Origin of the sequence: Pseudomonas sp. P179 (assembly GCF_000478485.2) — a bacterium.
In the GTDB taxonomy this organism is placed as follows: domain Bacteria; phylum Pseudomonadota; class Gammaproteobacteria; order Pseudomonadales; family Pseudomonadaceae; genus Pseudomonas; species Pseudomonas aeruginosa.
In genome coordinates, this window is the sequence record NZ_KI517354.1 from 3825675 (window position 1) to 3849588 (window position 23914).

At 66.9% G+C, this 23914-nt stretch carries 18 protein-coding genes; 6 read left to right on the forward strand and 12 right to left on the reverse strand.

Going from position 1 to position 23914, the window contains the following annotated elements; all coding sequences use genetic code 11:
* Nucleotides 1-12 precede the first annotated feature (12 nt).
* Both HMPREF1224_RS30140 and hemE read left to right on the forward strand, forming a co-directional pair.
* The gene (locus HMPREF1224_RS30140) at nt 13-1446 is read left to right on the forward strand and encodes an FAD-dependent oxidoreductase (RefSeq protein ID WP_003095829.1); all 1434 of its coding nucleotides are present in this window, start codon (nt 13-15) and stop codon (nt 1444-1446) included.
* A gap of 176 nt (nt 1447-1622) precedes the next feature.
* Nucleotides 1623-2690 carry a uroporphyrinogen decarboxylase gene (gene hemE, locus HMPREF1224_RS30145; RefSeq protein WP_010793690.1) on the forward strand — a complete coding sequence of 356 codons (1068 nt, stop codon included), beginning with the start codon at nt 1623-1625 and terminating at the stop codon, nt 2688-2690.
* A gap of 121 nt (nt 2691-2811) precedes the next feature.
* On the opposite strand, the gene HMPREF1224_RS30150 is transcribed toward hemE, so the two are convergent.
* A complete protein-coding gene (locus HMPREF1224_RS30150) occupies nt 2812-3792 on the reverse strand; it encodes a PA5033 family protein (protein ID WP_010793691.1) in 981 nt (326 codons plus the stop codon).
* A 73-nt stretch (nt 3793-3865) separates the two neighbouring features.
* The gene (locus HMPREF1224_RS30155; RefSeq protein ID WP_003103694.1) at nt 3866-4939 is read right to left on the reverse strand and encodes an AraC family transcriptional regulator; all 1074 of its coding nucleotides are present in this window, start codon (nt 4937-4939) and stop codon (nt 3866-3868) included.
* 111 nt (nt 4940-5050) lie between these two features.
* On the opposite strand from HMPREF1224_RS30155, the gene HMPREF1224_RS30160 reads away from it, so the two are divergent.
* Nucleotides 5051-5980: an oxidoreductase gene (locus HMPREF1224_RS30160; protein WP_003114566.1), complete on the forward strand. Its 930-nt coding sequence runs from the start codon at nt 5051-5053 to the stop codon at nt 5978-5980.
* 27 nt (nt 5981-6007) lie between these two features.
* Here the strand turns inward: HMPREF1224_RS30160 and HMPREF1224_RS30165 are convergent, their stop codons facing one another.
* Complete coding sequence (locus tag HMPREF1224_RS30165) at nt 6008-7324, reverse strand: MFS transporter (RefSeq protein ID WP_003095819.1); 1317 nt, start codon at nt 7322-7324, stop codon at nt 6008-6010.
* 175 nt (nt 7325-7499) lie between these two features.
* Between HMPREF1224_RS30165 and HMPREF1224_RS30170 the strand changes: the two genes are divergently transcribed.
* Together HMPREF1224_RS30170 and HMPREF1224_RS30175 are read left to right on the forward strand one after the other, a co-directional pair.
* Nucleotides 7500-8405, forward strand: coding sequence for a LysR family transcriptional regulator (locus HMPREF1224_RS30170; RefSeq protein ID WP_003095817.1), 906 nt, complete (start codon nt 7500-7502; stop codon nt 8403-8405).
* Between the two features lie 90 nt (nt 8406-8495).
* Nucleotides 8496-9263, forward strand: a complete 768-nt coding sequence (locus HMPREF1224_RS30175) for a ParA family protein (RefSeq protein WP_003103688.1) — start codon at nt 8496-8498, stop codon at nt 9261-9263.
* A gap of 21 nt (nt 9264-9284) precedes the next feature.
* On the opposite strand, the gene HMPREF1224_RS30180 is transcribed toward HMPREF1224_RS30175, so the two are convergent.
* The 8 genes from HMPREF1224_RS30180 to HMPREF1224_RS30215 all read right to left on the reverse strand — a co-directional run bounded on the left by HMPREF1224_RS30180 (nt 9285) and on the right by HMPREF1224_RS30215 (nt 22091).
* Nucleotides 9285-10100: a universal stress protein gene (locus tag HMPREF1224_RS30180; protein WP_010793692.1), complete on the reverse strand. Its 816-nt coding sequence runs from the start codon at nt 10098-10100 to the stop codon at nt 9285-9287.
* Nucleotides 10101-10212: 112 nt separating this feature from the next.
* Nucleotides 10213-10665 carry a YiiD C-terminal domain-containing protein gene (locus HMPREF1224_RS30185; RefSeq protein WP_003116142.1) on the reverse strand — a complete coding sequence of 151 codons (453 nt, stop codon included), beginning with the start codon at nt 10663-10665 and terminating at the stop codon, nt 10213-10215.
* 90 nt (nt 10666-10755) lie between these two features.
* Nucleotides 10756-12033 (reverse strand): bifunctional O-acetylhomoserine aminocarboxypropyltransferase/cysteine synthase, encoded by a 1278-nt coding sequence (locus HMPREF1224_RS30190; protein ID WP_003116143.1) that lies wholly within the window; start codon nt 12031-12033, stop codon nt 10756-10758.
* Nucleotides 12034-12153: 120 nt separating this feature from the next.
* Nucleotides 12154-13128, reverse strand: a complete 975-nt coding sequence (locus HMPREF1224_RS30195; protein ID WP_003103681.1) for a sulfite exporter TauE/SafE family protein — start codon at nt 13126-13128, stop codon at nt 12154-12156.
* Between the two features lie 150 nt (nt 13129-13278).
* Nucleotides 13279-14739, reverse strand: coding sequence for a protein adenylyltransferase SelO (gene selO, locus HMPREF1224_RS30200; protein ID WP_003123605.1), 1461 nt, complete (start codon nt 14737-14739; stop codon nt 13279-13281).
* A 66-nt stretch (nt 14740-14805) separates the two neighbouring features.
* Nucleotides 14806-18162, reverse strand: a complete 3357-nt coding sequence (gene mscK, locus HMPREF1224_RS30205) for a mechanosensitive channel MscK (protein WP_003161656.1) — start codon at nt 18160-18162, stop codon at nt 14806-14808.
* A gap of 91 nt (nt 18163-18253) precedes the next feature.
* Nucleotides 18254-19996, reverse strand: coding sequence for a potassium/proton antiporter (locus tag HMPREF1224_RS30210; RefSeq protein WP_003106481.1), 1743 nt, complete (start codon nt 19994-19996; stop codon nt 18254-18256).
* A 292-nt stretch (nt 19997-20288) separates the two neighbouring features.
* The gene (locus tag HMPREF1224_RS30215; RefSeq protein ID WP_003457516.1) at nt 20289-22091 is read right to left on the reverse strand and encodes an acyl-CoA dehydrogenase; all 1803 of its coding nucleotides are present in this window, start codon (nt 22089-22091) and stop codon (nt 20289-20291) included.
* A gap of 301 nt (nt 22092-22392) precedes the next feature.
* Between HMPREF1224_RS30215 and HMPREF1224_RS30220 the strand changes: the two genes are divergently transcribed.
* Nucleotides 22393-23229 carry a 23S rRNA (adenine(2030)-N(6))-methyltransferase RlmJ gene (locus tag HMPREF1224_RS30220; protein ID WP_003095790.1) on the forward strand — a complete coding sequence of 279 codons (837 nt, stop codon included), beginning with the start codon at nt 22393-22395 and terminating at the stop codon, nt 23227-23229.
* Between the two features lie 3 nt (nt 23230-23232).
* Here the strand turns inward: HMPREF1224_RS30220 and msrA are convergent, their stop codons facing one another.
* Nucleotides 23233-23880 (reverse strand): peptide-methionine (S)-S-oxide reductase MsrA, encoded by a 648-nt coding sequence (msrA, locus tag HMPREF1224_RS30225; protein WP_003116145.1) that lies wholly within the window; start codon nt 23878-23880, stop codon nt 23233-23235.
* Between the last annotated feature and the right edge of the window lie 34 nt (nt 23881-23914).

Below are 23914 nucleotides of genomic sequence, written 5' to 3' on the forward strand. Positions count from 1 at the left end.
TGAGGTTTCGATATGTCTGAACGTCTGAATTCCGACCGCCTGAACAACGACTTCCAGTTCATCGAAGTCGGGCGCAAGGACCCGAAGAAGAAGCTGCTGCGCCAGCGCAAGCGCGAGTTCGTGGAGATCCACGACCTGTTCAAGCCGCAGCAGGCCGCCGACCAGGCCCACCGCTGCCTGGGCTGCGGCAACCCGTACTGCGAGTGGAAATGCCCGGTGCACAACTTCATCCCTAACTGGCTGAAGCTGGTTTCCGAAGGCAACATCCTGGCCGCCGCTGAACTGTCGCACCAGACCAACACCCTGCCGGAAGTCTGCGGCCGGGTCTGCCCGCAGGATCGCCTCTGCGAGGGCGCCTGCACCCTCAACGACGGTTTTGGCGCGGTGACCATCGGCTCGGTGGAGAAGTACATCACCGATACGGCCTTCGCCATGGGCTGGCGTCCGGACCTGTCCAAGGTCAAGCCGACCGGCAGGCGCGTCGCGGTGATCGGCGCCGGCCCGGCCGGCCTCGGCTGCGCCGACGTGCTGGTGCGCAACGGCGTGACCCCGGTGGTGTTCGACCGCAACCCGGAGATCGGCGGCCTGCTGACCTTCGGCATTCCCGAGTTCAAGCTGGAGAAGCACGTCCTCAGCCGTCGCCGCGAGGTGTTCACCGGCATGGGCATCGAGTTTCGCCTGAACACCGAGATCGGCAAGGACGTGACCATGGAGCAGTTGCTCGATGAGTACGATGCCGTGTTCATGGGGATGGGCACCTACACCTACATGAAGGGCGGTTTCCCCGGCGAGGACCTGCCGGGCGTACACGACGCCCTGGACTTCCTGATCGCCAACGTGAACCGCAACCTCGGCTTCGAGAAGTCGGCCGAGGACTTCGTCGACATGAAGGGCAAGCGCGTGGTGGTCCTGGGCGGCGGCGACACCGCGATGGACTGCAACCGCACTTCGATCCGCCAGGGCGCCAAGTCGGTGACCTGTGCCTATCGCCGTGACGAAGAAAACATGCCGGGCTCGCGCAAGGAAGTGAAGAACGCCAAGGAAGAGGGCGTGAAGTTCCTCTTCAACCGCCAGCCCATCGCCATCGTCGGCGAGGACCGGGTGGAAGGCGTGAAGGTGGTCGAGACCCGTCTCGGCGAGCCGGACGCCCGCGGCCGCCGCAGCCCCGAACCGATCCCCGGTTCCGAGGAGATCATCCCGGCGGAAGCCGTGCTGATCGCCTTCGGCTTCCGGCCGAGTCCGGCGCCGTGGTTCGAGCGCTTCGAGATCGCCACCGACAGCCAGGGCCGCGTGGTGGCTCCGGCGCAGGCGCAGTTCAAGCACCAGACCAGCAACCCGAAGATCTTCGCCGGTGGCGACATGGTCCGTGGTTCCGACCTGGTGGTGACGGCGATCTTCGAAGGACGTACCGCGGCCGAAGGCATCCTCGACTACCTTGGCGTCTGATCCGCGGCGCCACCGGCGCTGCGACAAATCACCGCGATAGACAAAAGGCACGGCCCCCGCCGTGCCTTTTGTTTTGTGCTTTGCGACAATAGCGGCCCTTTTCGCCCGCCGGCCTGTGGATAACCCCCTTCCGCACGCGCCCGCGTGAAGCCAGCAGCCTTTGATCGGATGCCGTTATGACTGCCCTGAAGAACGACCGCTTCCTCCGCGCCCTGCTCAAGCAGCCCGTCGATGTCACCCCCGTCTGGATGATGCGCCAGGCCGGTCGTTACCTGCCGGAATACCGTGCCACCCGTGCCAAGGCCGGCGATTTCATGAGCCTGTGCATGAACCCGGAGCTGGCCTGCGAAGTGACCCTGCAGCCGCTGGACCGTTACCCGCAGCTGGACGCCGCGATCCTCTTCTCCGATATCCTGACCATTCCCGATGCCATGGGCCAGGGCCTGTACTTCGAGACCGGCGAAGGCCCGCGCTTCCGCAAGGTGGTCTCGTCGCTGGCCGACATCGAGGCGCTGCCGGTTCCCGATCCGGAACAGGACCTGGGCTATGTGATGGACGCCGTGCGCACCATCCGCCGCGAGCTGAACGGCCGCGTACCGCTGATCGGCTTCTCCGGCAGCCCCTGGACCCTCGCCACCTACATGGTCGAGGGCGGCTCGAGCAAGGACTTCCGCAAGTCCAAGGCGATGCTCTACGACAACCCCAAGGCCATGCACGCTCTGCTGGACAAGCTGGCGCAATCGGTGACCAGCTACCTCAACGGGCAGATCCGCGCCGGCGCCCAGGCGGTGCAGATCTTCGACTCATGGGGCGGCAGCCTGTCGGCGGCGGCCTACCAGGAGTTCTCCCTGACCTACATGCGCAAGATCGTCGATGGATTGATCCGCGAGCACGACGGACGCCGGGTGCCGGTGATCCTCTTCACCAAGGGAGGCGGCCTGTGGCTGGAGTCGATGGCCGAGGTCGGCGCCGAGGCGCTGGGCCTGGACTGGACCTGCGACATCGGCAGCGCCCGGGCCCGTGTCGGTGAGCGCGTAGCCCTGCAAGGCAACATGGATCCCTCGGTGCTCTACGCCAATCCGGCGGCGATCCGCGCCGAAGTCGCGCGGATCCTGGCGGCCTACGGCAAGGGTACGGGGCATGTGTTCAATCTTGGCCACGGCATCACCCCGGAAGTCGACCCGGCCCATGCCGGCGCCTTCTTCGAGGCGGTGCACGAGCTGTCGGCGCAGTACCACGGCTGAGCCGGAACGAAAGAAGGGGAGCCGAGGCTCCCCTTTTTTCATGCGCGGGCCGACGGCCCTCCGGCGCGTTGGCTGGCGGGGTCGCGCCGGTGGTGTACCCGCCCTACGCAACCCGCCCGGCTCAACTGCTTACCTTGCCGGTGCGGTCGTTGATCACGAACAGCTTGCCGTTGGCGTCGCGCACGAGGATTTCCGCGCCCGGCTGGCCATCCATGTCGGCCACCGAATCGATGCTGTAGTTGACGTCGCCGATGCGGTAGTCGCTGCTGGCGCCGCTGGCGTGGTGGATGACCCGCACCTTGCCCTGCATCACCACGATCAGCTCGTTGCCCGGCTTGCCGTCGGTGTCCGCGGTGCCGCCATAGAGTGCCCAGGCGCTGGCGCCGATGTTGTATTCCTTGCGGGAACTGGCGTTGCTGATCACGTAGATGCCGGTGCTGGTGCGGCCGATGATCTCCGCGCCGGGCTGGCCGTCGAGGTCGGCGATCTGTGCGAGCGCGTGGTAGCCGCTGAAGGTGAAGTCCTTGGCGTCACTGGTGCGCGGGTCGATGACCTTGACGCCGTTGCCCATGTTCAGCACCAGTTCCTTGCCCGGCGCGCCGTCCACGTCGGCGACGTCGAACAGGCCCCAGGTGCCGTTGTAGCTGAAGGTGGCGTCGCGTTGCGTACGGGTGCGATCGAATACGGTGCGCACGCCGTTGCCGATGCTGAGGATGACTTCGTCGCCGGCGACGTTGTCGACGTCGGTGGCGCGCATGATCGCCCAGGAGACGTTGCCTACCGGGTACTTGCGCTGGGTGGTGCTGGCGTGGGAAACGATCACCAGGTCGGGACCGGCCTTGACCAGGATTTCCGCGCCGGGCTGGCCGTCGGTATCGGTGGCGCCGAAGACCGACCAGACCACGTTGCCGAAGCTGTAGTTGCGGGTGCTGCCGCCTTCCACCACCTGCAGGTTGGCGCCGTCGCGGTAGACCGCGGCGAGCTGGCCGTTGCCCCGCAGGTCCCAGGTTCCTACCAGAACGCCGGCCGCCTGGGCTGCGCTGGCGCAGAGGGAGAACAGTGCCGTGCCGAGCAGGCAGGCGCGCTTGATCGCTGGTTTCATAAAGTCCCTTTCATATCGCTGTCGAGGCCGGCCGGATGCCGGCCGCAGCAGCATAGAACAGCGCTTGCTGCGCTCAAGGGAAACGCGAGGGATTTGTCGAGCGCTTGGCATTTGTTCGTGAAACTGGTTGCCCGCCCAGCAGGCGGGCGCGGGTGTCGCTCGGCGGCTCGCCGGTCCAGCGCTTGAAGGCGCGGGTGAAGTTGGTTGGATCGCTGTAACCCAGGTACAGGGCGATACGCTGCAACGACACCTCGGGACGCCGCAGCAATCGCAAGGCCTGGCGCTGGCGAGCCTGACCGAGCAACTGGCGAAAGCTGGTGCCGGCGTCATGCAGATGCCGCTTGAGGCTGCGGCTGGACAGGTGCAGGCGCGCGGCTACTTCCTCCAGGTTGGGGAAGCGCTGTTCCTGGCGTTCCAGCTCCAGCCGCACGCGGGCGCAGATGTCCCGGCGGCCGGCATCGAGCAGCGCCAGTTCGCGCTCGCAGTGTTCGCGGGCGCGGCGCAACGCAGCCGGATCGGCCATCGGTAGCGAGCGGGCGAGCAGGATGGCGGGGAACACCAACTGGACGTGGGCCTGGTCGTAGCGGCACTGCGGCAGCGGCACAGGCACGGCAGGTTCGGGGTAGTCGAAGTCGAGCCTGCCGACCAGGGCCGGTTCGCCGAGCAGCCAGGCGCCGGAGCGATACAGGCCGATCAGCAGGGCTTCGCTGAAGTACCGGTGCAGCGCCGGCGGGAGCGCAGGGCCTGGCAGCAGGCGCAGGATCACCTGCTCGTCCTCGCGCAGCAGGCTGATTTCGACGTTGCCCTGCAGCAGCGGCATGTAGCGCAGCGCCAGGCACAAGGCATCGCCGAGCGTCGCCGAGGCCATCATCGCGTAGCCCAGGCTGCCATGGGCGGTGGGAGGCGTGCGCAAGGCGAGCTGTGCGCCGAGGCCGGGGTCGCCGCTCAGCGCGAGCGCCGTGGCGGCGATCGCCTGGTACTGCTGCGATGTGACGCGTGCTTCCGGCTCTTCCAGTCGCAGCGTCGACAGACCGATTTCCCGCAGCAGCGCACGTCCGTCCAGGCCGCGTTCCTCCAGCAGGCCGAGCAGCAGGCGCGGATAGGCAGCGGTGATGGTCGGTGCGTCGGAGTCCGTGCGGCGGCTCATGCTGGCGTGTCCTGGCCCGAAATGATCGGCAGTCTGGCGCGAGCGCGTCTGCCGCTGCATTGGCTGGTGCCGCAATACTGCCCGGCAACGCAGTCAAGCGGAGAACGAGCGATGCATCCCTGGACACGACGCAACATTCCACAACTGGCCGGGCGCCTGGCGCTGGTCACCGGCGCCAACAGCGGCCTGGGTTGGCAGGCGGCGCGCACGCTGGCCGGCAAAGGGGCGACCGTGGTGATGGCCTGCCGCAATCGCGAACAGGCGGAGCGGGCGCGGCGGGCGATCCTCGACGAGTATCCCCAGGCACGCCTGGAGCTGGCCGATCTCGACCTGGCCGACCTCGCCTCGATCCGCGCCTGCGCCGCCGGTTTCCGTCAGCGCCACGCACGCCTCGATCTCTTGTTCAACAACGCCGGAGTGATGTTCCTGCCCCTGCGGCGTACCCGCGACGGTTTCGAGATGCAGATGGGCACCAATCACCTTGGCCACTTCGCGCTTACGGGACTGCTGCTGGACTCGTTGCTGGCCGCTCCACGGCCCAGGGTGGTGGGTATGACCAGCGGTTTCAACCAGTTCGGCCGGCTGCCGCTCGACGACCTCAACGCCGAGCGCGGCTACAACCGCTATCTCGCCTATTGCCACAGCAAGCAGGCCAATCTGCTGTTCAGCCTGGAGTTGCAGCGCCGCGCCGGCCAGCGGGGCGTGCTTCTGCAGAGCCTGGCGGCGCATCCGGGCTACGCGGCGACCAACCTGCAGTACGCGGCACCGGCGATGTCCGGTTCGCGCCTGGGACGCTGGGCGATGAAGGTGGCCAACGGAGCGTTCGCGCAATCGGCGGAGATGGGGGCGTTGCCGGCACTTTCCGCGCTGACCGAACAGCGCTGGTATGGCGGCGCCTATGTCGGCCCGGATCGCTGGCTGGAAACCCGCGGTTATCCGGCAGCGGCGCGGATTCCGCGGAATGCGCGCGACCTGGGGCTGGCCGCGCGGCTGTGGGCGCTATCGGAAGAACTGACCGGAGTACGCTTCTGGTCGGAGTGAAGGCGCCGGGAGACCGGCGCCTCGAACTCAGTGGGCGGGCTGCGCCAGGGTGTTGCCAGGCAGGGCCGGCAGGCGCGCCAGGTGCAGCGAGACCAATACCGCGACCACCAGCAGCGAGCCGATGAACAGCCCGATGCCGTTCCAGCCGTAGTAATGCCAGAACACCCCGCCGAGGGTGCCGGCCAGGCTCGAGCCGACGTAGTAGCTGAACAGATAGAGCGACGAGGCCTGGCCCTTGGCGCGCAGGGCGCGGCGCCCGATCCAGCTGCTCGCCACCGAGTGCGCGCCGAAGAAGCCGAAGGTGAACAGCAGCAGGCCGGCGAGCATCAGCGGGATCGGCTCGAACAGGGTCAGCAGCAGGCCGCCGAGCATCAGCAGGATGACCGCCCAGAGCACCTTGCGTCGCCCCAGCTTGTCGGCCAGCGAACCGACCCAGGCCGAGCTGTAGATGCCCGAGAGGTAAACCACCGAGAGCACGCCGACCACCGCCTGGCTCATGTGGTAGGGCTCGGCCAGCAGGCGGTAGCCGATGTAGTTGAACAGGGTGACGAAGCTGCCCATCAGCAGGAAGCCGATCAGGAACAGCCAGGGCAGTCCGGCGTCGCGGAAGTGCAAGCGGTAGCCGTTGAGCAGGGTCGCCGGCTTCAGCGGTGCCGGCCGGAAGTGTTTCGACTCGGGCAGCACGCGCCAGAACACCAGCGCGGCGACCAGGGCCAGGCCGCCGAGGACCGCCAGTGCGGCATGCCAGGAGATGAAATCGACCAGGACGCCGCTGATCAGGCGTCCGCTCATCCCGCCGATGGCGTTGCCGCCGATGTACAGGCCCATCGACAAGCCGATGTGCTGCGGATGGATCTCTTCGCTGAGATAGGTCATCGCCACCGCGGCCAGGCCGCTCAAGGACAGCCCGACCAGCGCGCGCATCAGCAGCACGCCATGCCAGGTGGGCATCACCGCGCTGCCGAGGGTGAACAGCGCGGCGGCCAGCAGCGAGACGACCATCACCGGCTTGCGGCCGATCGCGTCGGAGATCGGGCCGGTGACCAGCAGGCCAAGGGCGAGCATGGCGGTGGCGACGGACAATGCCAGGCTGCTTTCCGCGGCGCTGATGGAAAACGCCTTGGACAGCACCGGCATCATCGGCTGGATGCAGTAGAGCAGGGCAAAGGTGGCGAAACCGCCGGAGAACAGCGCCAGGGAGGTGCGCATGAACTGCGGGGTGCCTTTTTCGATATAGCGTTCGACTTCGGTGGCGGCTTCCAGCACCTCGTTGGCTGCTTCGCGGGCCGCCTCGATTAACGCGGGTTCTTCTTCGGCCTGTGGCCGGACTTGCGGATTGCTCACGGGGCACCTCTGGGGACGGTGGCGAGCAGGCACAACGAGGCCGCGCCACCTGGATTTCAGGGACAAGGGGTCGTTGTTGGAGGTTATGTGGCAAAGGATATAGATAGGTTTATATGATTTCCAATATATTGATCGACACGATTGATATGTAAAAAGACCTAATTGGAGGGGCCGTGTGGAACTCAGGCACCTGCGCTATTTCATCGCCGTCGCCGAGGAGCTGCACTTCGGCCGCGCCGCCGAGCGCCTGGGGATCTCCCAGCCGCCGTTGAGCCAGCAGATCCAGGCGCTGGAGGAGGAAATCGGTGCGCGCCTGTTCGAGCGCACCAACCGCCGCGTCGAACTCACCGACGCCGGCCGGCTGTTCCTCGACGAGTCCCGCCAGGTGCTGGCCCAGGTAGACAAGGCGGTGCTGCTGGCGCGTCGCGCCCACCTGGGGGAACTGGGCGAGCTGAAGATCGGTTTCACTTCCTCGGCACCCTTCACCTCGACCATACCCAGCAGCATCCATGCCTTCCGCAAGGCCTATCCGGACGTACACCTCGACCTGCAGGAAATGAGCAGCCGCCAGGTACTCAAGGCGCTGCTCGAGGAAAGCCTGCAGGTGGGCGTGATCCGCCCGCTGGCGCTGCCGGATGCGGTGCATTGGGTGGAGTTGTTCCGCGAACCGCTGGTGGCGGTGCTGCGGGCCGACCATCCGCTGGCGGCCGGCAGCGAGGATGGCCTGGCCATCGCCGCCCTGGCCGAGGAGCCCTTCGTGTTCTTCCCGCGCAGCTACGGCACCGGGCTCTACGACCAGGTCATCGCCCTGACCCGACAGGCCGGCTTCAGCCCGCGCATCGCCCAGGAGGCCAGCGAGGCGATGACCATCATCGGCCTGGTCTCGGCCGGACTGGGGGTGTCGATCCTGCCGGCGTCGTTCCGCCGCACCCGGGTCGACGGCGTGGTCTACCGCACCCTGAGCGATCCCGAGGCGACGACTGCGGTATGGCTGGTCCGCCGGCAGAACGAGGGCTCGCCGCTGGCGCTGTCCTTCATCGACCTGGTGACCCGCGAGGCGGCCAGCCTGCGCCGGCGCTGAACCGCTCTATGTCAGGACCGAGACGGCGCTCGCGCTTGCCCGCGGCTTTGCCTATCATCCGGGATCAGGCTCGGCTCACGGAGATTTCCCATGCGGCGCGTGGTGTTCAATCAGAAAGGCGGGGTAGGCAAGTCCAGCATCGCCTGCAACCTGGCGGCGGTCAGCGCGGCGGAGGGCTATCGCACCCTGCTGGTGGACCTGGACGCCCAGGCCAACTCCACGCACTACCTGACCGGACTGACCGGCGAGGACCTGCCGGTGGGGATCGCCGACTTCTTCAAGCAGACCTTGTCTTCCGGGCCCTTCAGCAAGAAGGGCAGGGTCGAGATCTACGAGACGCCGTTCGACAACCTGCACATCGTCACCTCCAGCCCCGAACTGGCCGACCTGCAGCCGAAGCTGGAGTCGAAGCACAAGATCAACAAGCTGCGCAAATTGCTGGACGAACTGGACGAAGACTACGACCGGATCTACCTGGATACCCCGCCGGCACTGAATTTCTACACGGTATCTGCGCTGATCGCTGCCGATCGCTGCCTGATTCCCTTCGATTGCGACAGCTTCTCCCGCCAGGCGCTGTATGGCCTTCTCCAGGAGATCGAGGAACTGCGTGACGACCACAACGAAGACCTGCAGGTCGAGGGCATCGTGGTCAACCAGTTCCAGCCGCGCGCCAGCCTGCCGCAGCAACTGCTCGACGAGCTGGTGGCGGAGGAACTGCCGGTGCTGCCGGTGTACCTGATGAGTTCGGTGAAGATGCGCGAGTCGCACCAGGCTTGTACCCCGCTGATCTTCCTCGAACCGCGGCACAAGTTGACCCAGCAGTTCGTCGAGTTGCACGGGCTGCTCGAAAGCTGAGCAGCCTCTGCGGCAGCGCTTCTACGAGGTAACCAGGACGTCGCAGCTCGGCTGGCGCAGGTAACGTTGCGCCAGGTTGCCGAGCAGCGCCTGCATCAGCGCGTTGCGGCTGTGCCGGCCGAGGGCGAGCAGCTCCGGCTGGCGCTGCTTCAACGCGGCGTCCAGGCTGTACGGCAGCACGCCGGGAACCACTTCGTGGCTCAGCTGCGGCCCGACGCCCGGCAGGCGCTCCTGCTCGTCGCTCAGCAATTGTTCGATCAGCCCGGCCTGGGTGGCCAGCTGCGCGGCATTCTGCCTGGGCAGGCCGAGCACGCCGTCGTCGGGGGACTCGAACACGTGCAGGGCGTGCAGGTCGGCTTCCACCGGCAGCAGGCGGTAGGCCTGGCGCAGCGCGGTACAGGCGCACTGGGAAAAGTCCAGGGCGCTGAGCGCCTGGCGGTAGGGTTCGTCCGCCTCGCGCACGGCGAGCAGCACCGGCACCCGGCTGCGCCGCACCACCTGGTCGAGGGTGGTGTTGCCGAAGCGTTCGAAGGTCTTCTGGTGGTGCGCGCCCATCAGCAGCAGGTCCGGTTCGAGCGCCCGGGTCTGCTGCAGGATGCCGTCGACCGGCTGGCCCCTGAACAGGTGGATGGCGCTGTCCTCGTCGAGGCCGGCCTCCTTGCGCTTGAGCTGCAGCATGGCGCTGACGGTCTTCACCGCCGACGCCGATAGCCCCGGGTCGTACACGTGCAGCAGGCTGACCCGCGCATCGTGCTGGCGGGCCAACTGGGCGGCGCGGGCGAGGGCGACGTCGGCTTCCGGGGTGAGGTCGTGGGCGACCAGGAGGTGGCGGATCATGGCGGACTCCGTGGGATGGCTACGCTGGCTTCCCCACTGTCGCGCCGCAGCTCGCTACGGACCTTGATCCATGGCAGAAAAAACCTTCGCCGGGCCCTGCGAAATCTGCCAGTCAGGGCCGCGCGTGGCTGCGTAGCTGGTACAGCGCGGTGCTTTCCGCCACCACCTCCCCCTGCTCGTCGGTGAGTTGCAGTTCGAGGCTGTATTCGGCCTTGCCGCGCTCTCCAGCCTCGGTTTCCAGTTGGCGGATGCGCTCGGCATCCAGGCGTGCCTCGACGCGTATGTCGCCCTTGGCCGGGCGGCGGAAGCGCAAGGTCATCTCCTTGACGATGGGATAGAAGCGGGCGCTGTCGAAGCTGGTCAGGAACAGCGCGCCACCGGGAATTTCGGCGAGGGTGAAGAGCGCCCCGGCGTACATGCTGCCGATGTGGTTCTCGTTGCCGGCGCCCGGCATGCGCAGGCGCACGTAGCCGGGTTCGAGGACTTCCGCCCTGAGTCCGCTGCGCTGGACGAAGGCGATCTTTTCTTCGGTCAGGTGCCTGGCGAGTTCGGTGGGCAGTGGCATGGCGCTCTCCATGTCGGGGATCCCAGCCAGACTAGCCGGCCGGCCAGGCCGGGCAAGGACCGAAACGCTCGCCCGGACTGACCGATCCGCTCAGCGTGCGGCGGCGGCCAGGGCCTGGTCGAGGTCGGCGAGGATGTCGTCGATGTGCTCGATGCCGATCGACAGCCGCACCATGTCGTCGGAGACTCCGGCGCGGGCCAGTTCCTCCGCGTTCAACTGGCGGTGGGTGGTGCTCGCCGGGTGGCAGGCCAGGGACTTGGCGTCGCCGATGTTGACCAGCCGCACCACCAGCTTCAAGGCGTCGATGAAGCGCGCGCCGGCGGCGCTGCCGCCCTGGATGCCGAAGGACAGGATCGCCGCCGGGCGGCCCCCCAGGTAGCGCCGGGCCAGGGCGTGCTCGGGGTTGTCGGCGAGGCCGGCGTATTTCACCCAGGCCACCTGCGGATGTTGTTGCAGGTAGCGGGCTACGGCGAGGGCGTTGTCGCAGTGGCGCTCCATGCGCAGCGCCAGGGTCTCCAGGCCTTGGAGGATGAGGAAGGCGTTGAACGGCGAGAGCGCCGCGCCCATGTTGCGCAGCGGTACCACCCGGCAGCGGCCGATGAAGGCGGCGGGTCCGAAGGCCTCGGTGTAGGTGACGCCGTGGTAGGACGGATCGGGCGTGTTCAGCAACGGGAAGCGCGACTTGTTCGCCGCCCAGTCGAATTTGCCGGAGTCGACCACGATCCCGCCGATGCTGGTGCCGTGGCCGCCCATGTACTTGGTCAGCGAGTGCACGATGATGTCGGCACCGTGCTCGAACGGCCGGCAGAGCACCGGGGTGGCTACCGTGTTGTCGACGATCAGCGGTACGCCGTGGCGGTGAGCGGCGTCGGCCAGTGCCTGCAGGTCGATGATGTTGCCCGCCGGGTTGCCGATGGTTTCGCAGAACACGGCCTTGGTCCGCTCGTCGATCAGCGCTTCCAGGGCGGCGATGTCGTCGTGGGCGGCGAAGCGCGCCTGGATGCCGATGCGTGGCAGGGTGTGGGCCAGCAGGTTGTAGGTGCCGCCGTAGAGCTTGGCCACCGAGACGATGTTGTCGCCGGCTTCGGCGACGGTCTGGATCGCGTAGGTGATGGCCGCCATCCCCGAGGCCACCGCCAGCGCCCCGACCCCGCCTTCCAGCGCCGCGACGCGCTGTTCCAGTACATCGTTGGTGGGGTTCATGATCCGTGTGTAGATGTTGCCCGGTACCTTCAGGTCGAACAGGTCGGCGCCATGCTGGGTGTCGTCGAAAGCGTAGGAGGTGGTCTGGTAGATCGGCACCGCCACCGCGCGGGTGGTCGGGTCAGGGCTGTAGCCGGCGTGGACGGCCAGGGTTTCCAGTTTCATGCAGCGTTCCTTCGGGCAGATTGGAAGGACGCAGCATGGGAAAGCGCGCCGGGCGGGTCAATGCGCCCGGGCAAGGAAAAGCGTGCCTGGTTAGATCGTTGTGTTCGCCGCTTATGCCTGTCAGCGCAGGCCGATGTAGATGTTGTAGGCGCTGATCAGGGTGATCAGGGTGCCGACGATGACCAGCAGGGTGCGCGGCGAAAGCTTCTTGCACAGCAGGGCGGCGAACGGCGCGGCGAACAGGCCGCCGAAGACCAGTCCGGCGACCATCTTCCAGGTGTCCGGCTGGCCGGCGAGGAGGATGAAGGAGGTGGCGCTGGCGATGGTCAGGAAGAACTCGGCGAAGTTCACCGAGCCGATGGTGGTGCGCGGGTCGCTACCCGAGCCGATCAGGCTGCTGGTGACCACCGGGCCCCAGCCGCCGCCGCCGGCGGCATCGACGAAGCCGCCGAAGAGTGCCAGCTTGGCCACGTGGCGCGGTGCCCGGCGCTTGATCACGTGGCGGTAGGCCTTGCTCAGGATGTACAGGCCCATCAGCAGCAGGTAGGCGGAGATGAAGGGCTTGAGCTGGTGGCCGTCGAAGCGGGTGATCAGCACGGCGCCGAGCACCGCGCCGATCATTCCCGGCAGCAGCAGGCGGAGGAAGAGTGACTTGTTGACGTTGCCGAGCTTGACGTGGGAAATCCCGGAAAAGCCGGTGGTGAACACTTCGGCGATGTGCACGCTGGCGCTGGCGGCGGCCGGCGTGGCGCCAGCGCTGAGCAGGAAGGTGGTGGCAGTAATGCCGTAGGCCATGCCCAGCGCACCGTCGATCACCTGGGCGAAGAAGCCCACCGCCACCGCGCTCCAGAAACCTCGGCTGGTCAGGGCCTGCTCGATGATCTCGAAGCCGCTGCTGCCGCCGTTGTCGAAGAACAGGCGCCAGGCCAGGAAGGCGAGCAGGCCGACCAGGATCAGCACCGCCGCCCACATGGCGGCGCGCAGTACCGGGTGGTCGTCCGGATGGGTGACGAAATCTTCGACAGGAGGCAGACCTAGCGCCTGGTGTTCGGTGTTGATCGAACTCTGGCTGAGATCGAGGTCGCGTATCTTCATGCGGCAAGGCGCCTGACAGGAGGTGGTAGAACAGGCTGGAATAAGTGTGGCGGCGAAGATAATCGGCTTTTCTTAGTGCGTCTAAGAAGTTTTCCGAAGGTATTTATTCCACTGCGGCATTAACGGCCGCCGTTCTGTCAGGGTATCCCGTCAGGAGGAGCAACTGATTTCCAGGTGCCGCCCCCAGTCCGGAGGGCGCCGGGTGAAGCGCTCCATGCCCGGCTGTTCCTCGAACGGGCGACTCAGCACCTGGTGCAGCAAGCGGACTTCCGTGTAGTCGCCCTGCTCGGCCGCTTCGATGGCCTGCTGTGCCAGGTAGTTGCGCAGCACATAGAGCGGATTGACCGCGTGCATGCGCCGGCGCCGCGACTCCTGGTCTCCGCCTTCTTCCTCGACGCGCCGGCGGTAGGCCTCGGCCCAGCGGTCGAAGGCCTCGCGGTCGACGAAGTCGTCGCGCAGGCTGGCCAGCGCCCGCTCCGGAGTTTCTTCGCCGAGTCGGCGGAAGAACAGCGAGTAATCCACCGCGCTGCCCTGCATGCGCTGCAACAGTTCCTGGACCAGGGCATGGTCGTTCTCCGCGGCGACGCCCAGGCCCAGGCGCCGGCGCATCAGGTCGAGGTAGTGGGCCTGGTAGAGGGGCAGGAACAGGTCGAGGCTGGCGCGCAGTTCGTCCACTTCCACCAGTGGCGTCAGCGCCTGGGCCAGGGCGGCCAGGTTCCAATGGGCGATCGGTACCTGGTTGCTGAAGGAGTAGCGGCCGGCGTCGTCGGAGTGATTGCAGATGTGATTGGCGTCGAAATCGTCGAGGAAGGCGTAGGGCCCGTAGTCGAAGGTAATGCCGAGGATCGACATGTTGTCGGTGTTCATCACCCCGTGGCAGAAGCCATAGGCCTGCCAGCGGGCGATGAGTTCGGCGTTGCGCTCGACGACCTGGCGGAACATCGCCGCGTATGGCCGCTCGGCTGCGTTGCAGTCGGCGAAGTGGTGTTCCAGAACGAACGCCGCCAACTGTTTCAACTGGTCGTGCTGGCGGGTGTAGTAGAAGTATTCGAAGTGACCGAAGCGCACGTGGCTGGGCGCCAGGCGCAGCAGCGTCGCCGCGCTTTCCTTCTTCTCGCGCCAGACCGGCGTGCTCGAACCGATCACGCAGAGCGCCCGGCTGCTGGGAATGCCCAGTGCCGGAAGGGCTTCGGAGGCGAGGAACTCGCGGATCGACGAGCGCAGCACGGCGCGCCCGTCGCCCATCCGCGAGTAGGGGGTCTGGCCGGCGCCCTTGAGGTGCAGGTCCCAGTGCTCGCCGGCCTGGTTGATCACCTCGCCGAGCAGCAGGCCGCGGCCGTCGCCCAGGCGCGGGTTATAGGAGCCGAACTGGTGGCCGGAATACACCATCGCCCGCGGCTCGGCCTCCGACCACAGCTTGTGCCCGCCGAACAGTTCGGCGAACAGCGCTTCGTCGCTGGTTTCCGCTGGCAGGTCGAGCAGCGCCAGGGCGGCGGGGCTGGCTACCACCAGGCGCGGCTCGGCGATGGGGTCGGGCAGGACTTCGGTGGAGAAGGCGTCGCCCAGGCGGGCGAAGCGGTTGTCGAAGTCGAGGTCGTCGAGTGATTTCAAGAGAGGCCTCCGGCAATTCCCGAGCATTGTGCTGGGAATTGCCGGAGGGCGTCCAGGCCCGGAGGTTCAGCGGGTCGGTTCGGCGGGACCGTCCTGGCCCTTGAGCGCGGGCGGATTGCCGACGCCGCTGTGCTGCGGCTCGCCGACGAACAGCTGGACCTGCTGGCCCTGGAGGTTCTTGACGAACACATCGACCTGGTTGAAAGCCATGTCGATCTTGTGTTCGCGGAAGCTGGTGGCGATCTTCGTCAGGATCTCGTCGGTAGAGGGGTTGCGGTCGCCCAGTTCGCGGACGTGGAAGCGCAGCTCGTAGTCGAAGGTACTGGCGCTGATGGTCAGGAAGTACAGCAGCGGCTCCGGGTCGCGCAGTACCCGCGGGTTTTCCTTGACCGCCTGCATCATCAGCTTGCGCGCCAGCGGCAGGTCGGTCTCGTAGGCCAGGCCGATCTTGATGGTGACCCGGGTCACGGTATCGCTCAGCGACCAGTTCACCAGTTGCCCGGTGATGAAGGTCTGGTTCGGGACGATGATCTCCTTGCGGTCGAAATCGGTGATGGTGGTGGCGCGGATGCGGATCCGGCTGACCGTGCCGGACAGGTTGCCGATGGTCACCACGTCGCCGATTCGTACCGGACGCTCGAAGAGGATGATCAGGCCGGAGACGAAGTTGGAGAAGATCGCCTGCAGGCCGAAACCGAGGCCTACCGAGAGCGCCGCCACCAGCCATTGCAGCTTGTCCCAGCTGACCCCGAGGGTGGACAGGGCGCTGACGATGCCGATGCCGCTGATGGCGTAGGAAAGCAGGGTGGTGGTGGCGTAGGCGCTGCCCTGGGCCAGGGTCAGGCGCTGCAGTACCAGGACTTCCAGCAGGCCGGGCAGGTTGCGCGCCAGGGCCACGGTGACCACCGCGATGGCCAGCGCCGCGAGGAAGTCGCGCAGGCTGATCGGCACGCTGGTGGCCGCTTCGCCGGTGCCGGCGGTGTACTGGTACAGGGTGACGTTGTCGAGGTAGGAGATCACGCTGATCAGGTCGGCCCAGACCCAGTACAGGCAGACGATGAAGCCGATCAGCAGAGCCAGGCGGATCAGCCGCAGCGATTGCTGGTTGATCTGCTCGATGCCGAGGGTCGGCTCCTCGACGTTGGTCTCGCCGTCGACGCCTTCCTTCGCCGCGTTCTGCCGTTTCGCCAGGGCCCGGGCGTAGGCCAGGCGCCGGGCCGCCACGCCCAGGCCGCGGACGAAGGCGGCTTCGATGACGAACCAGAGCAGCAGCAGGTAAAGGGTATCGATGAGACGGTCGGTGAGCTTCAGCGAGGTGTAGTAGTAGCCGAAGCAGACCGCGACGAAGAGCACCAGCGGCAGCGCGGTGAAGAGGATGCCGACGATCATCTTGATCAGCGACGGACGTTCGTCGCCGGGGCTGCTGAACAGCAGGCGGCTGAGCAGCCAGGCCATGGCCGCGTAGCCGAGCAGGACCACGGCGATGCCGATCACGTCGTCGGCCAGACTCGCCGGCTGGTGCTCGGCCACCGTCACCACGCCGACCAGCGCCAGGACCACAACGCCGAGGCGGACCAGGTGCCGGTCGAGGAAGCCGACCTGTTCGCGGCTCCAGTGGAAATGCCGCTCGGCGATGCCGCCCGGGGTGAGGATGCGATGGGCGGTGTAGAACAGCAGCCAGACCTGGGCCATTTCCAGCAGGGCGCTGCCGAGGGTGGCGTTCTGGCCGCGGGCGTCCAGCAGCAGGGCCAGCCCGGCGACGGCGAAGGTCAGGGTGCCGGGCAGGGCGAGGAGGATGGTGATCAGGATCGCCAGCGGGGTATGCAACTGGCTGTCGCGCTTGAAGTGGCCGATGTCGTCGTTCAGCTCCGCCAGCTTGTCGTACAGGTAGCGGCGTTTCCACAGCAGCGCGGCGATCAGCAGGAACAGCGGCAGGAACAGCAGCGGCCGATCGACCAGGCCTTCGCCCAGTTCACGCACCCCGGAGCCCCAGGGGATCTCGGTGAGCTGGTTCTTCAGCAGGGTCGGGGTCATCTTGAACCAGGACAGGTCGAGCGGCTGGTTGCTGGGAATCCAGAACATCTGCTCGTCGAGGGTGGTGCGCAGGCTCTCGCTGGTGGAAAGCAACTGTTTCTGGTTCAACTGCAAGGTGATCGCTTCGTTGAGCAGCGCGTTGAGTTCGTGGTTGAGCCGTTCGAGCAACTCGGAACGGGTTGCCAACAGGGTGTCGAGATCCTTGCGCAGTTCCGGCGTGACCTGCTCGCTGGGCTGCTGGGCGAGCAGGTCGTCCAGGTATTGCTGCGGGGTCGCCAGCTTGTCGCGTTCCTGGTTCAGTTCGAACTGACCGAGGCGCAGGTCGGCGATCTCGTCGGCCAGGCTCTGGTCGGCCTTGATCTTGGGCAGCGCCTGTTTCTGCTTGTAGAGGATGCGCGACAGCAGCAGGCTGCCGCGCAGGACGTTGATCTGTTCCTCGAGGGCCTGGTTGGACTGGGTCAGGTTGTCCAGTTGCTGCTTGGTCTCGAGGTTGCGCCGGGTGAGCACGTTGAGGCGGTCGGTGGCACGCAGGAGGTAGTCGGAGAGACGCAGGTTCTTGGCGTTCTCCTGGCTCAGCAGGCTGTCGGTGCCGGCCCCCTGGGCGCCTTCCTTGGACAGCTCGGCGACGGTCTTTTCCGACTGCTCGCGGCGCTTCTCGCTGATCAGCGCCTGCAGGTCGAGGGTTTCCTTTTCCAGGCGCGAGATCTTCTCGGTGAGCAGATCGTGCTGGCTCTTGCCGAGGTCCTGCAGCAGGTTGTTGCCGGCCAGCTCCTGGCGCAACAGCTGGCTCTGCACGGTCAATGCGGCCTGCTCGGCGAGCAGCTCGCCGCGACGGTCGGCGTTGATCGTCTTGCCGCTTTCCTTGCCGGCCTTGAGCAGCGAGCCGATTTCCAGGATCCGTGCCTGCATGCTGCTGATGCCGGCCTGGGCTCGTTCCGGACGGGTCTCGGCGGTGATCGACAGGCTGTTGGCCTCGCCCAGGGCTTTCTGCCACTCGGCCTGCTGGGTGGTGCGATCGTTGAGCAGCATCTCCAGGCGGGCCGCGCTCTCGCCGCTGTAGCGTTCGCTGACCGGACGTTCTTTGGTCTTCTTCAGGCGCTCCAGTTCGCGCTGGTTTTCCTCGATCTGCCGGGGCGCGTCGCTCAGGCGCTTTTTCAGGTCCTCCAGGCTCTGCAGCGCTTCGTCGCGCGCGGCGAGGAACTTGAGGGTCTGTTCGAGGCTGGCCTTGGCGACCTTCTGGTCGGCTTCGGCGAGCTTGCGCTCGGCCAGCTTGTCGAGGCTTTGCTGGACGGTCTCGGCCGAGGGCGGCTCGGACTGGGCGAGGAGCGGCGGACTGGCAAGGCAGAGGCCGAGGAAAAGAATAGCGATCAGGGAGCGAAGGGCAGGCATGGTCGAGAAGAGACTCGAAGAAGGGTGAATGCAGGTTAGTGGTGGCTCCGAGGCGCCGCAAGGCGCCTCGGAACGGGAATTCGACAGGAAATCAGAGGAAAAGTCCGGGCCCTGGGCGGCCTTCCGGAAACTTCACGCCGACCTTGCGGATACGGTTGCCTTCCAGGGCGGCCACGGTCCAGGTCAGGCCGTTCCACTCCACCTGGTCGCCGATCACCGCTTCGCCGCCGATCTCGTGGGCGATGAAGCGGCCCAGCGCTTGCTCGCCGTCGATGCCGTCGAGCTTCAGGCCGTAGAGCGAGGCCACCGCCGACAGCTGGGCATCGCCTTCCAGCACGAAGTCGCCGAAGAAGCGCGCGCCGAGGCCCCGGTCGGGCGCCTGGCTGAACAGCTTGCCGAGGGCCGGCAGGTCGTGTTCGTGGCCGATCACGCAGAGAATGTCGTCGGCCTCGAGGATGGTGCTGCCCGACGGGTGGAGCAGTTCGGTGCCGCGGAACAGCGCGGCGATCCGGGTCCCACCGGGCATCTTCAGCTCGCGCAGGGCGGCGCCGATGCACCACTTTTCCTTGTTCAGGTGGTAGACGAACAGCTCCCACTCGCTGGTCGGGTGGATCTCCAGGCCGGCGCGGGATATCGGTGCCGGATCCGGCGGCACCACCACCCGCAGCAGCCTGGCCGCCCAGGGCAGGCTGGTGCCCTGCACCAGCAGCGAGACCAGGACGATGAAGAAGGCCACGTTGAAGAACAGCTGGGCGTTCTGCAGGCCGGCCATCAGCGGGAACACCGCGAGGATGATCGGCACCGCGCCGCGCAGGCCGACCCAGGCGATGAAGGCTTTCTCGCGGTCGTGGAAGGCGCGGAACGGGATCAGTCCGATCAGTACCGACAGCGGTCGTGCCACCAGGATCATCCACAGCGCCAGGGCCAGTGCCGGCAGGGCGATCGGCCACAGGTCGTGGGGGGTGACCAGCAGGCCGAGGACCAGGAACATGCCGATCTGCGCCAGCCAGGCCATGCCGTCGAGCATGTGCAGGATGCCGTGGCGGCTGCGGATCGGGCGGTTGCCGAGGAGCAGGCCGCACAGGTAGATGGCGAGGATGCCGCTGCCGCCGACGGCGTTGGCCAGGGCGAACACCAGCAGGCCGCCGCTGATCACCAGCAACGGGTAGAGGCCGCCGGCCAGGTGCATGCGGTTGATCAGTTGCAGCAGCAACCAGCCGCCGCCAAGACCGAGCAGGGCGCCGAGACCGAACTGCTGCACCAGGTGCAGGGCGAAGCCCCAGCTGAGGCCGGTCTGGCCGCTGGCGAGCATCTCGATCAGGGTCACGGTGAGGAACACCGCCATTGGGTCGTTGCTGCCCGATTCGATTTCCAGGGTCGCGGTGACCCGCTCGTTGAGACCTTTGCCGCCGAGCAGGGAGAACACCGCGGCGGCGTCGGTGGAGCCGACGATGGCGCCGATCAGCAGGCCTTCCATCCAGTGCAGGTCGAACAGCCAGGCTGCCGCGATGCCGGTCAGGCCGGTGGTCACCAGCACGCCCAGGGTGGCCAGCGACAATGCCGGCCAGAGCGCCACGCGGAAGCTGGAGACGCGGGTGCGCAGGCCGCCGTCGAGGAGGATCACGGCGAGCGCCAGGTTGCCCACCAGGTAGGCCATCGGATAGTTGTCGAAGACGATGCCGCCGACCCCGTCGTTGCCGGCGATCATGCCGACGGCGAGGAAGATCACCAGGATCGGGATGCCCAGGCGGGAGGACAGCGAGCTGACGAGGATGCTCATGCCGACCAGCACCGCCCCGATCAGGAAGAAATTATTGACGGTGACGGCGTCCAAGGTCGGCCTCCTCGCGGCGGGACAGGGGGAAGGCGACGCTACGGGTCGGTTTTACGTAGGGGAATTACGTAGACAGGATGCAGGCCGCATGCCAAGTGATTCTAACCTGCGGATTTGGCGGACTGTAAAGGGGCGGCTGCGGTTTTTTTCGAAGGAATTCCAAGGCTTTCGCGTTGTCCGGGCGAGTGCGCGCGGACTCGCCGGCGTGGCCGCCAGGCAACGGCAACCCGGCGTCCATGCCCGGACATAAAAAAGCCCCGGACGTGACCGGGGCGGGAAAGGGCAGGCAGGATCAGAACCATTCTTCCTGCATGCTCGAACACACGTCGTCGCGGGCCTCCAGCAGCGCCAGTTCGTGGTGGCAGCCAGGCACTTCCCAGGTCAGGAAGTAGCGTGCGGCCTGCAACTTGCCGCGATAGAAGTCGGCGTCGGCGCAGTCGCCGCGAGCCAGCCCTTCCTCGGCGCGGATCGCCTGCTCCAGCCAGCGCCAGCCGATCACCGCATGGCCGAACACTTTCAGGTACAGCGCCGAGTTGGCCAGGCCCTGGTTGACCTGGCCCTGCATCAGGTCGCCGAGCAGTGCCAGGGTCACCTCGGACAGCCGCGCCACCAGCCGTTCCAGCGGCTGGCGCAGGGCGACCAGGGATGGGTGGGCTTCGGCGCGCCGGCAGGCGTCCTGGATCAGGCGGGTCAGCTGGCGCAGGCCGGCGCCATTGTTCTGCCCGACCTTGCGTCCCAGCAGGTCGAGGGACTGAATGCCGTGGGTGCCTTCGTGGATCGGGTTCAGGCGATTGTCGCGGTAGTACTGTTCCACCGGGTATTCGCGGGTGTAGCCGTGGCCGCCGAGGATCTGGATCGCCAGCTCGTTGGCCTTCAGGCAGAACTCCGAGGGCCAGGACTTGACGATCGGGGTCAGCAGGTCGAGCAGTTCGTGGGCCTGGCGCCGTTGTTCCTCGTCCTCCAGGGTCTGGCTGTCGTCGAACAGGCGCGCGGCGTACAGGCCCAGGTCGAAGGCGCCTTCGACATAGGCCTTCTGGGTCAGCAGCATGCGCCGCACGTCGGCGTGGCGGATGATCGCCACCTGTGGCGCGCTCGGGTCCTTGCCGTCCGGCAGGCGGCCCTGCGGGCGTTCGCGGGCGTATTCCAGCGAATAGAGGTAACCGGCATAGCCAAGCATCACCGCGCCCATGCCGACGCCGATGCGCGCCTCGTTCATCATCTGGAACATGTAGGCCAGGCCGTGGTGCGGCTTGCCCACCAGGTAGCCGACGCAGGCGCCGTTTTCGCCGAAGTTCAGCGCGGTGGAGGTGGTGCCGCGATAACCCATCTTGTGGAACAGGCCGGCGAGGATCACGTCGTTGCGCGGCCCTAGGCTGCCGTCGGCGTTGACCAGGAACTTCGGCACGATGAACAGCGAGATGCCTTTCACCCCCGGCGGTGCATCCGGCAGCTTGGCCAGGACCATATGCACGATGTTCTCGGAGAGCGGGTGGTCGCCGCCGGAGATGAAGATCTTGTTGCCCTTGATCCGATAGCTGCCGTCGGCAGCCGGTTCGGCGCGGGTGCGGATGTCGGAGAGGGAGGAGCCGGCGTGCGGTTCGGTGAGGGCCATGGTGCCGAAGAAGCGGCCCTCGATCATCGGTTGCAGGAAGCGCTGCTTCTGCTCCTCGCTGCCGAAGCTCTCGATCAGGTTGGCGGCACCCATGGTCAGGAACGGATAGGCCGAGCTACCGACGTTGGCCGCCTGGAAGTGGGCGAAGCAGGCCTGCGACAGCAGGGTCGGCAACTGCATGCCGCCTTGCTCGAAGCTGCGGGTGGCGTTGAGGAAGCCGGCGTCGAGGAAGGCATCCACTGCCGGCTTCACTTCCGGAATCAGCGTGGCTGAGCCATTCTCATAGAGCGGCTCGTGTTCGTCGCCCTTGCGGTTGTGCGGGGCGAACAGCTTTTCCGCCAGGCTCCGCGCGGTGCCGAGGGCGGCATCGAAGGTTTCGCGGCTATGTTCGGCGAAGCGTGGGCGCTGGGTCAGGGCTTCGGCATCGAGGACTTCGTACAGCTCGAACGCCAGGTTGCGGGAACTGAGCAGGGTTTCGGACATGACGACCTCGGCGAAAGGGGATCGTGGGGCGGCGCGGCGAAGGCATCGACCGTCGCAGGCGGTGCCAGGGTGCCAGCGAGTCTAGGCTGGTGAATGAAGGTCGCCAACCAACATCGATATGCGTGATACAAGGGCCAAACCTGCGACGGCGAGACCGCTGCCGAAGCCTCGGGAGGCTGGTAGAATCCGCGCCCCTCGCCCATGGGCGAGGGCCTGTGCCGACGCGGGGTCGGCGCGAATCCGCCGGGGCCGGGCGGTCCGGCTAGCAGCGCTGCCTGGCGCTGTCCAAGGAGCAGTCATCATGAACTATCGTCACGCTTACCACGCCGGCAACCATGCCGATGTCTTCAAGCATCTGGTGCTGGCGCGGATCTTCGCCCTGCTGGGGCGCAAGGACACGCCGTACGCCTACCTGGACAGCCATTCCGGGGTCGGCCTCTACGACCTGCAGGGTGACGAGGCCAGCCGCACCGGCGAGTGGGAGCAGGGCATCGCCCGCCTGTGGGAGCGCGAAGGCCTGCCCGAGCAACTGGACGATTACCTGGACGTGATCCGTCACCTGAATCCGGACGGCTCCCTGCGCTACTACCCGGGCTCGCCGGAACTGGCGCGGCGCCTGACCCGCGCCCAGGACCGCGTGCTGCTCAACGAATTGCATCCCGAGGACGGCCGCCTGCTCAAGGCCAACATGGCTGGCGAACGGCGGGTCGCCGTGCACCAGGGCGACGGTTGGCTGCTGCCGCGGGCGTTCCTGCCGGCGCCGGAAAAGCGCGCGGTGCTGCTGATCGATCCGCCGTTCGAGCAGGCCGACGAATTGCAGCGTTGTGTCGCTGCGCTCGACGAGGCGATCGGGCGGATGCGCCAGACGGTGGTGGTGATCTGGTATCCGATCAAGGACGAGCGCCAGCTCAAGCGTTTCTACCAGGCCCTGGAACGTAGCGTCGCGCCGAAGCTGCTGCGTGCCGAGCTGCACGTGCATCCGATCGACGACGCCGAGCGTTTCAACGGCTCCGGGCTGGCCATCGTCAATCCGCCGTGGCCGCTGGAGGACGAACTGCGCGACCTGCTGCCCTGGCTGGCCGAGGTCATGGCCCAGAGCCAGGGCGGCTGGCGTCTCGACTGGCTGGTGGCGGAATAGTCGTCAGGCCGGCAGGCACACCCCGGTGCCGCCCAGGCCGCAGTAGCCGTTGGGGTTCTTCGCCAGGTACTGCTGGTGGTAGGCCTCGGCGTAGTAGAAGGGCGGGACGTCGGCGATCTCGGTGGTGATGCGGTCGTAGCCGGCTTTCGCCAGTTCGGCTTGGAAGCTCTCCCGGCTGGCCAAGGCCGCGGCCTTCTGGGCCGCGTCGAAGGTGTAGATCACCGAGCGGTACTGGGTGCCGATGTCGCCGCCCTGGCGCATGCCCTGGGTCGGGTCGTGGGCTTCCCAGAATACCTTGAGCAGCTGTTCGAAGCTGGTCTCCTGCGGGTTGTAGACCACCAGCACGACCTCGCTGTGGCCGGTCAGGCCGGAGCAGACTTCGTCGTAGGTCGGGTTCGGCGTGTAGCCGCCGGCATAACCCACCGCGGTCACCCAGACACCCGGTTGCTGCCAGAGGCGACGCTCGGCGCCCCAGAAGCAGCCCATGCCGAACAGCACCTGTTGCAGGCCGGCGGGGAACGGCGCGGTCAGCGGGCGGCCGTTGACGAAGTGCGCTTCGGGCACCGGCATGGCGCTTTCGCGACCTGGCAGGGCCTGGTCCGGCGTGGGCAGCTCGCTTTTCTTGGTGAGGATTTCAGAACGCAGAACCATGGCTCTCGTCTCCTGCTCAGGGGGTAGGCGAATG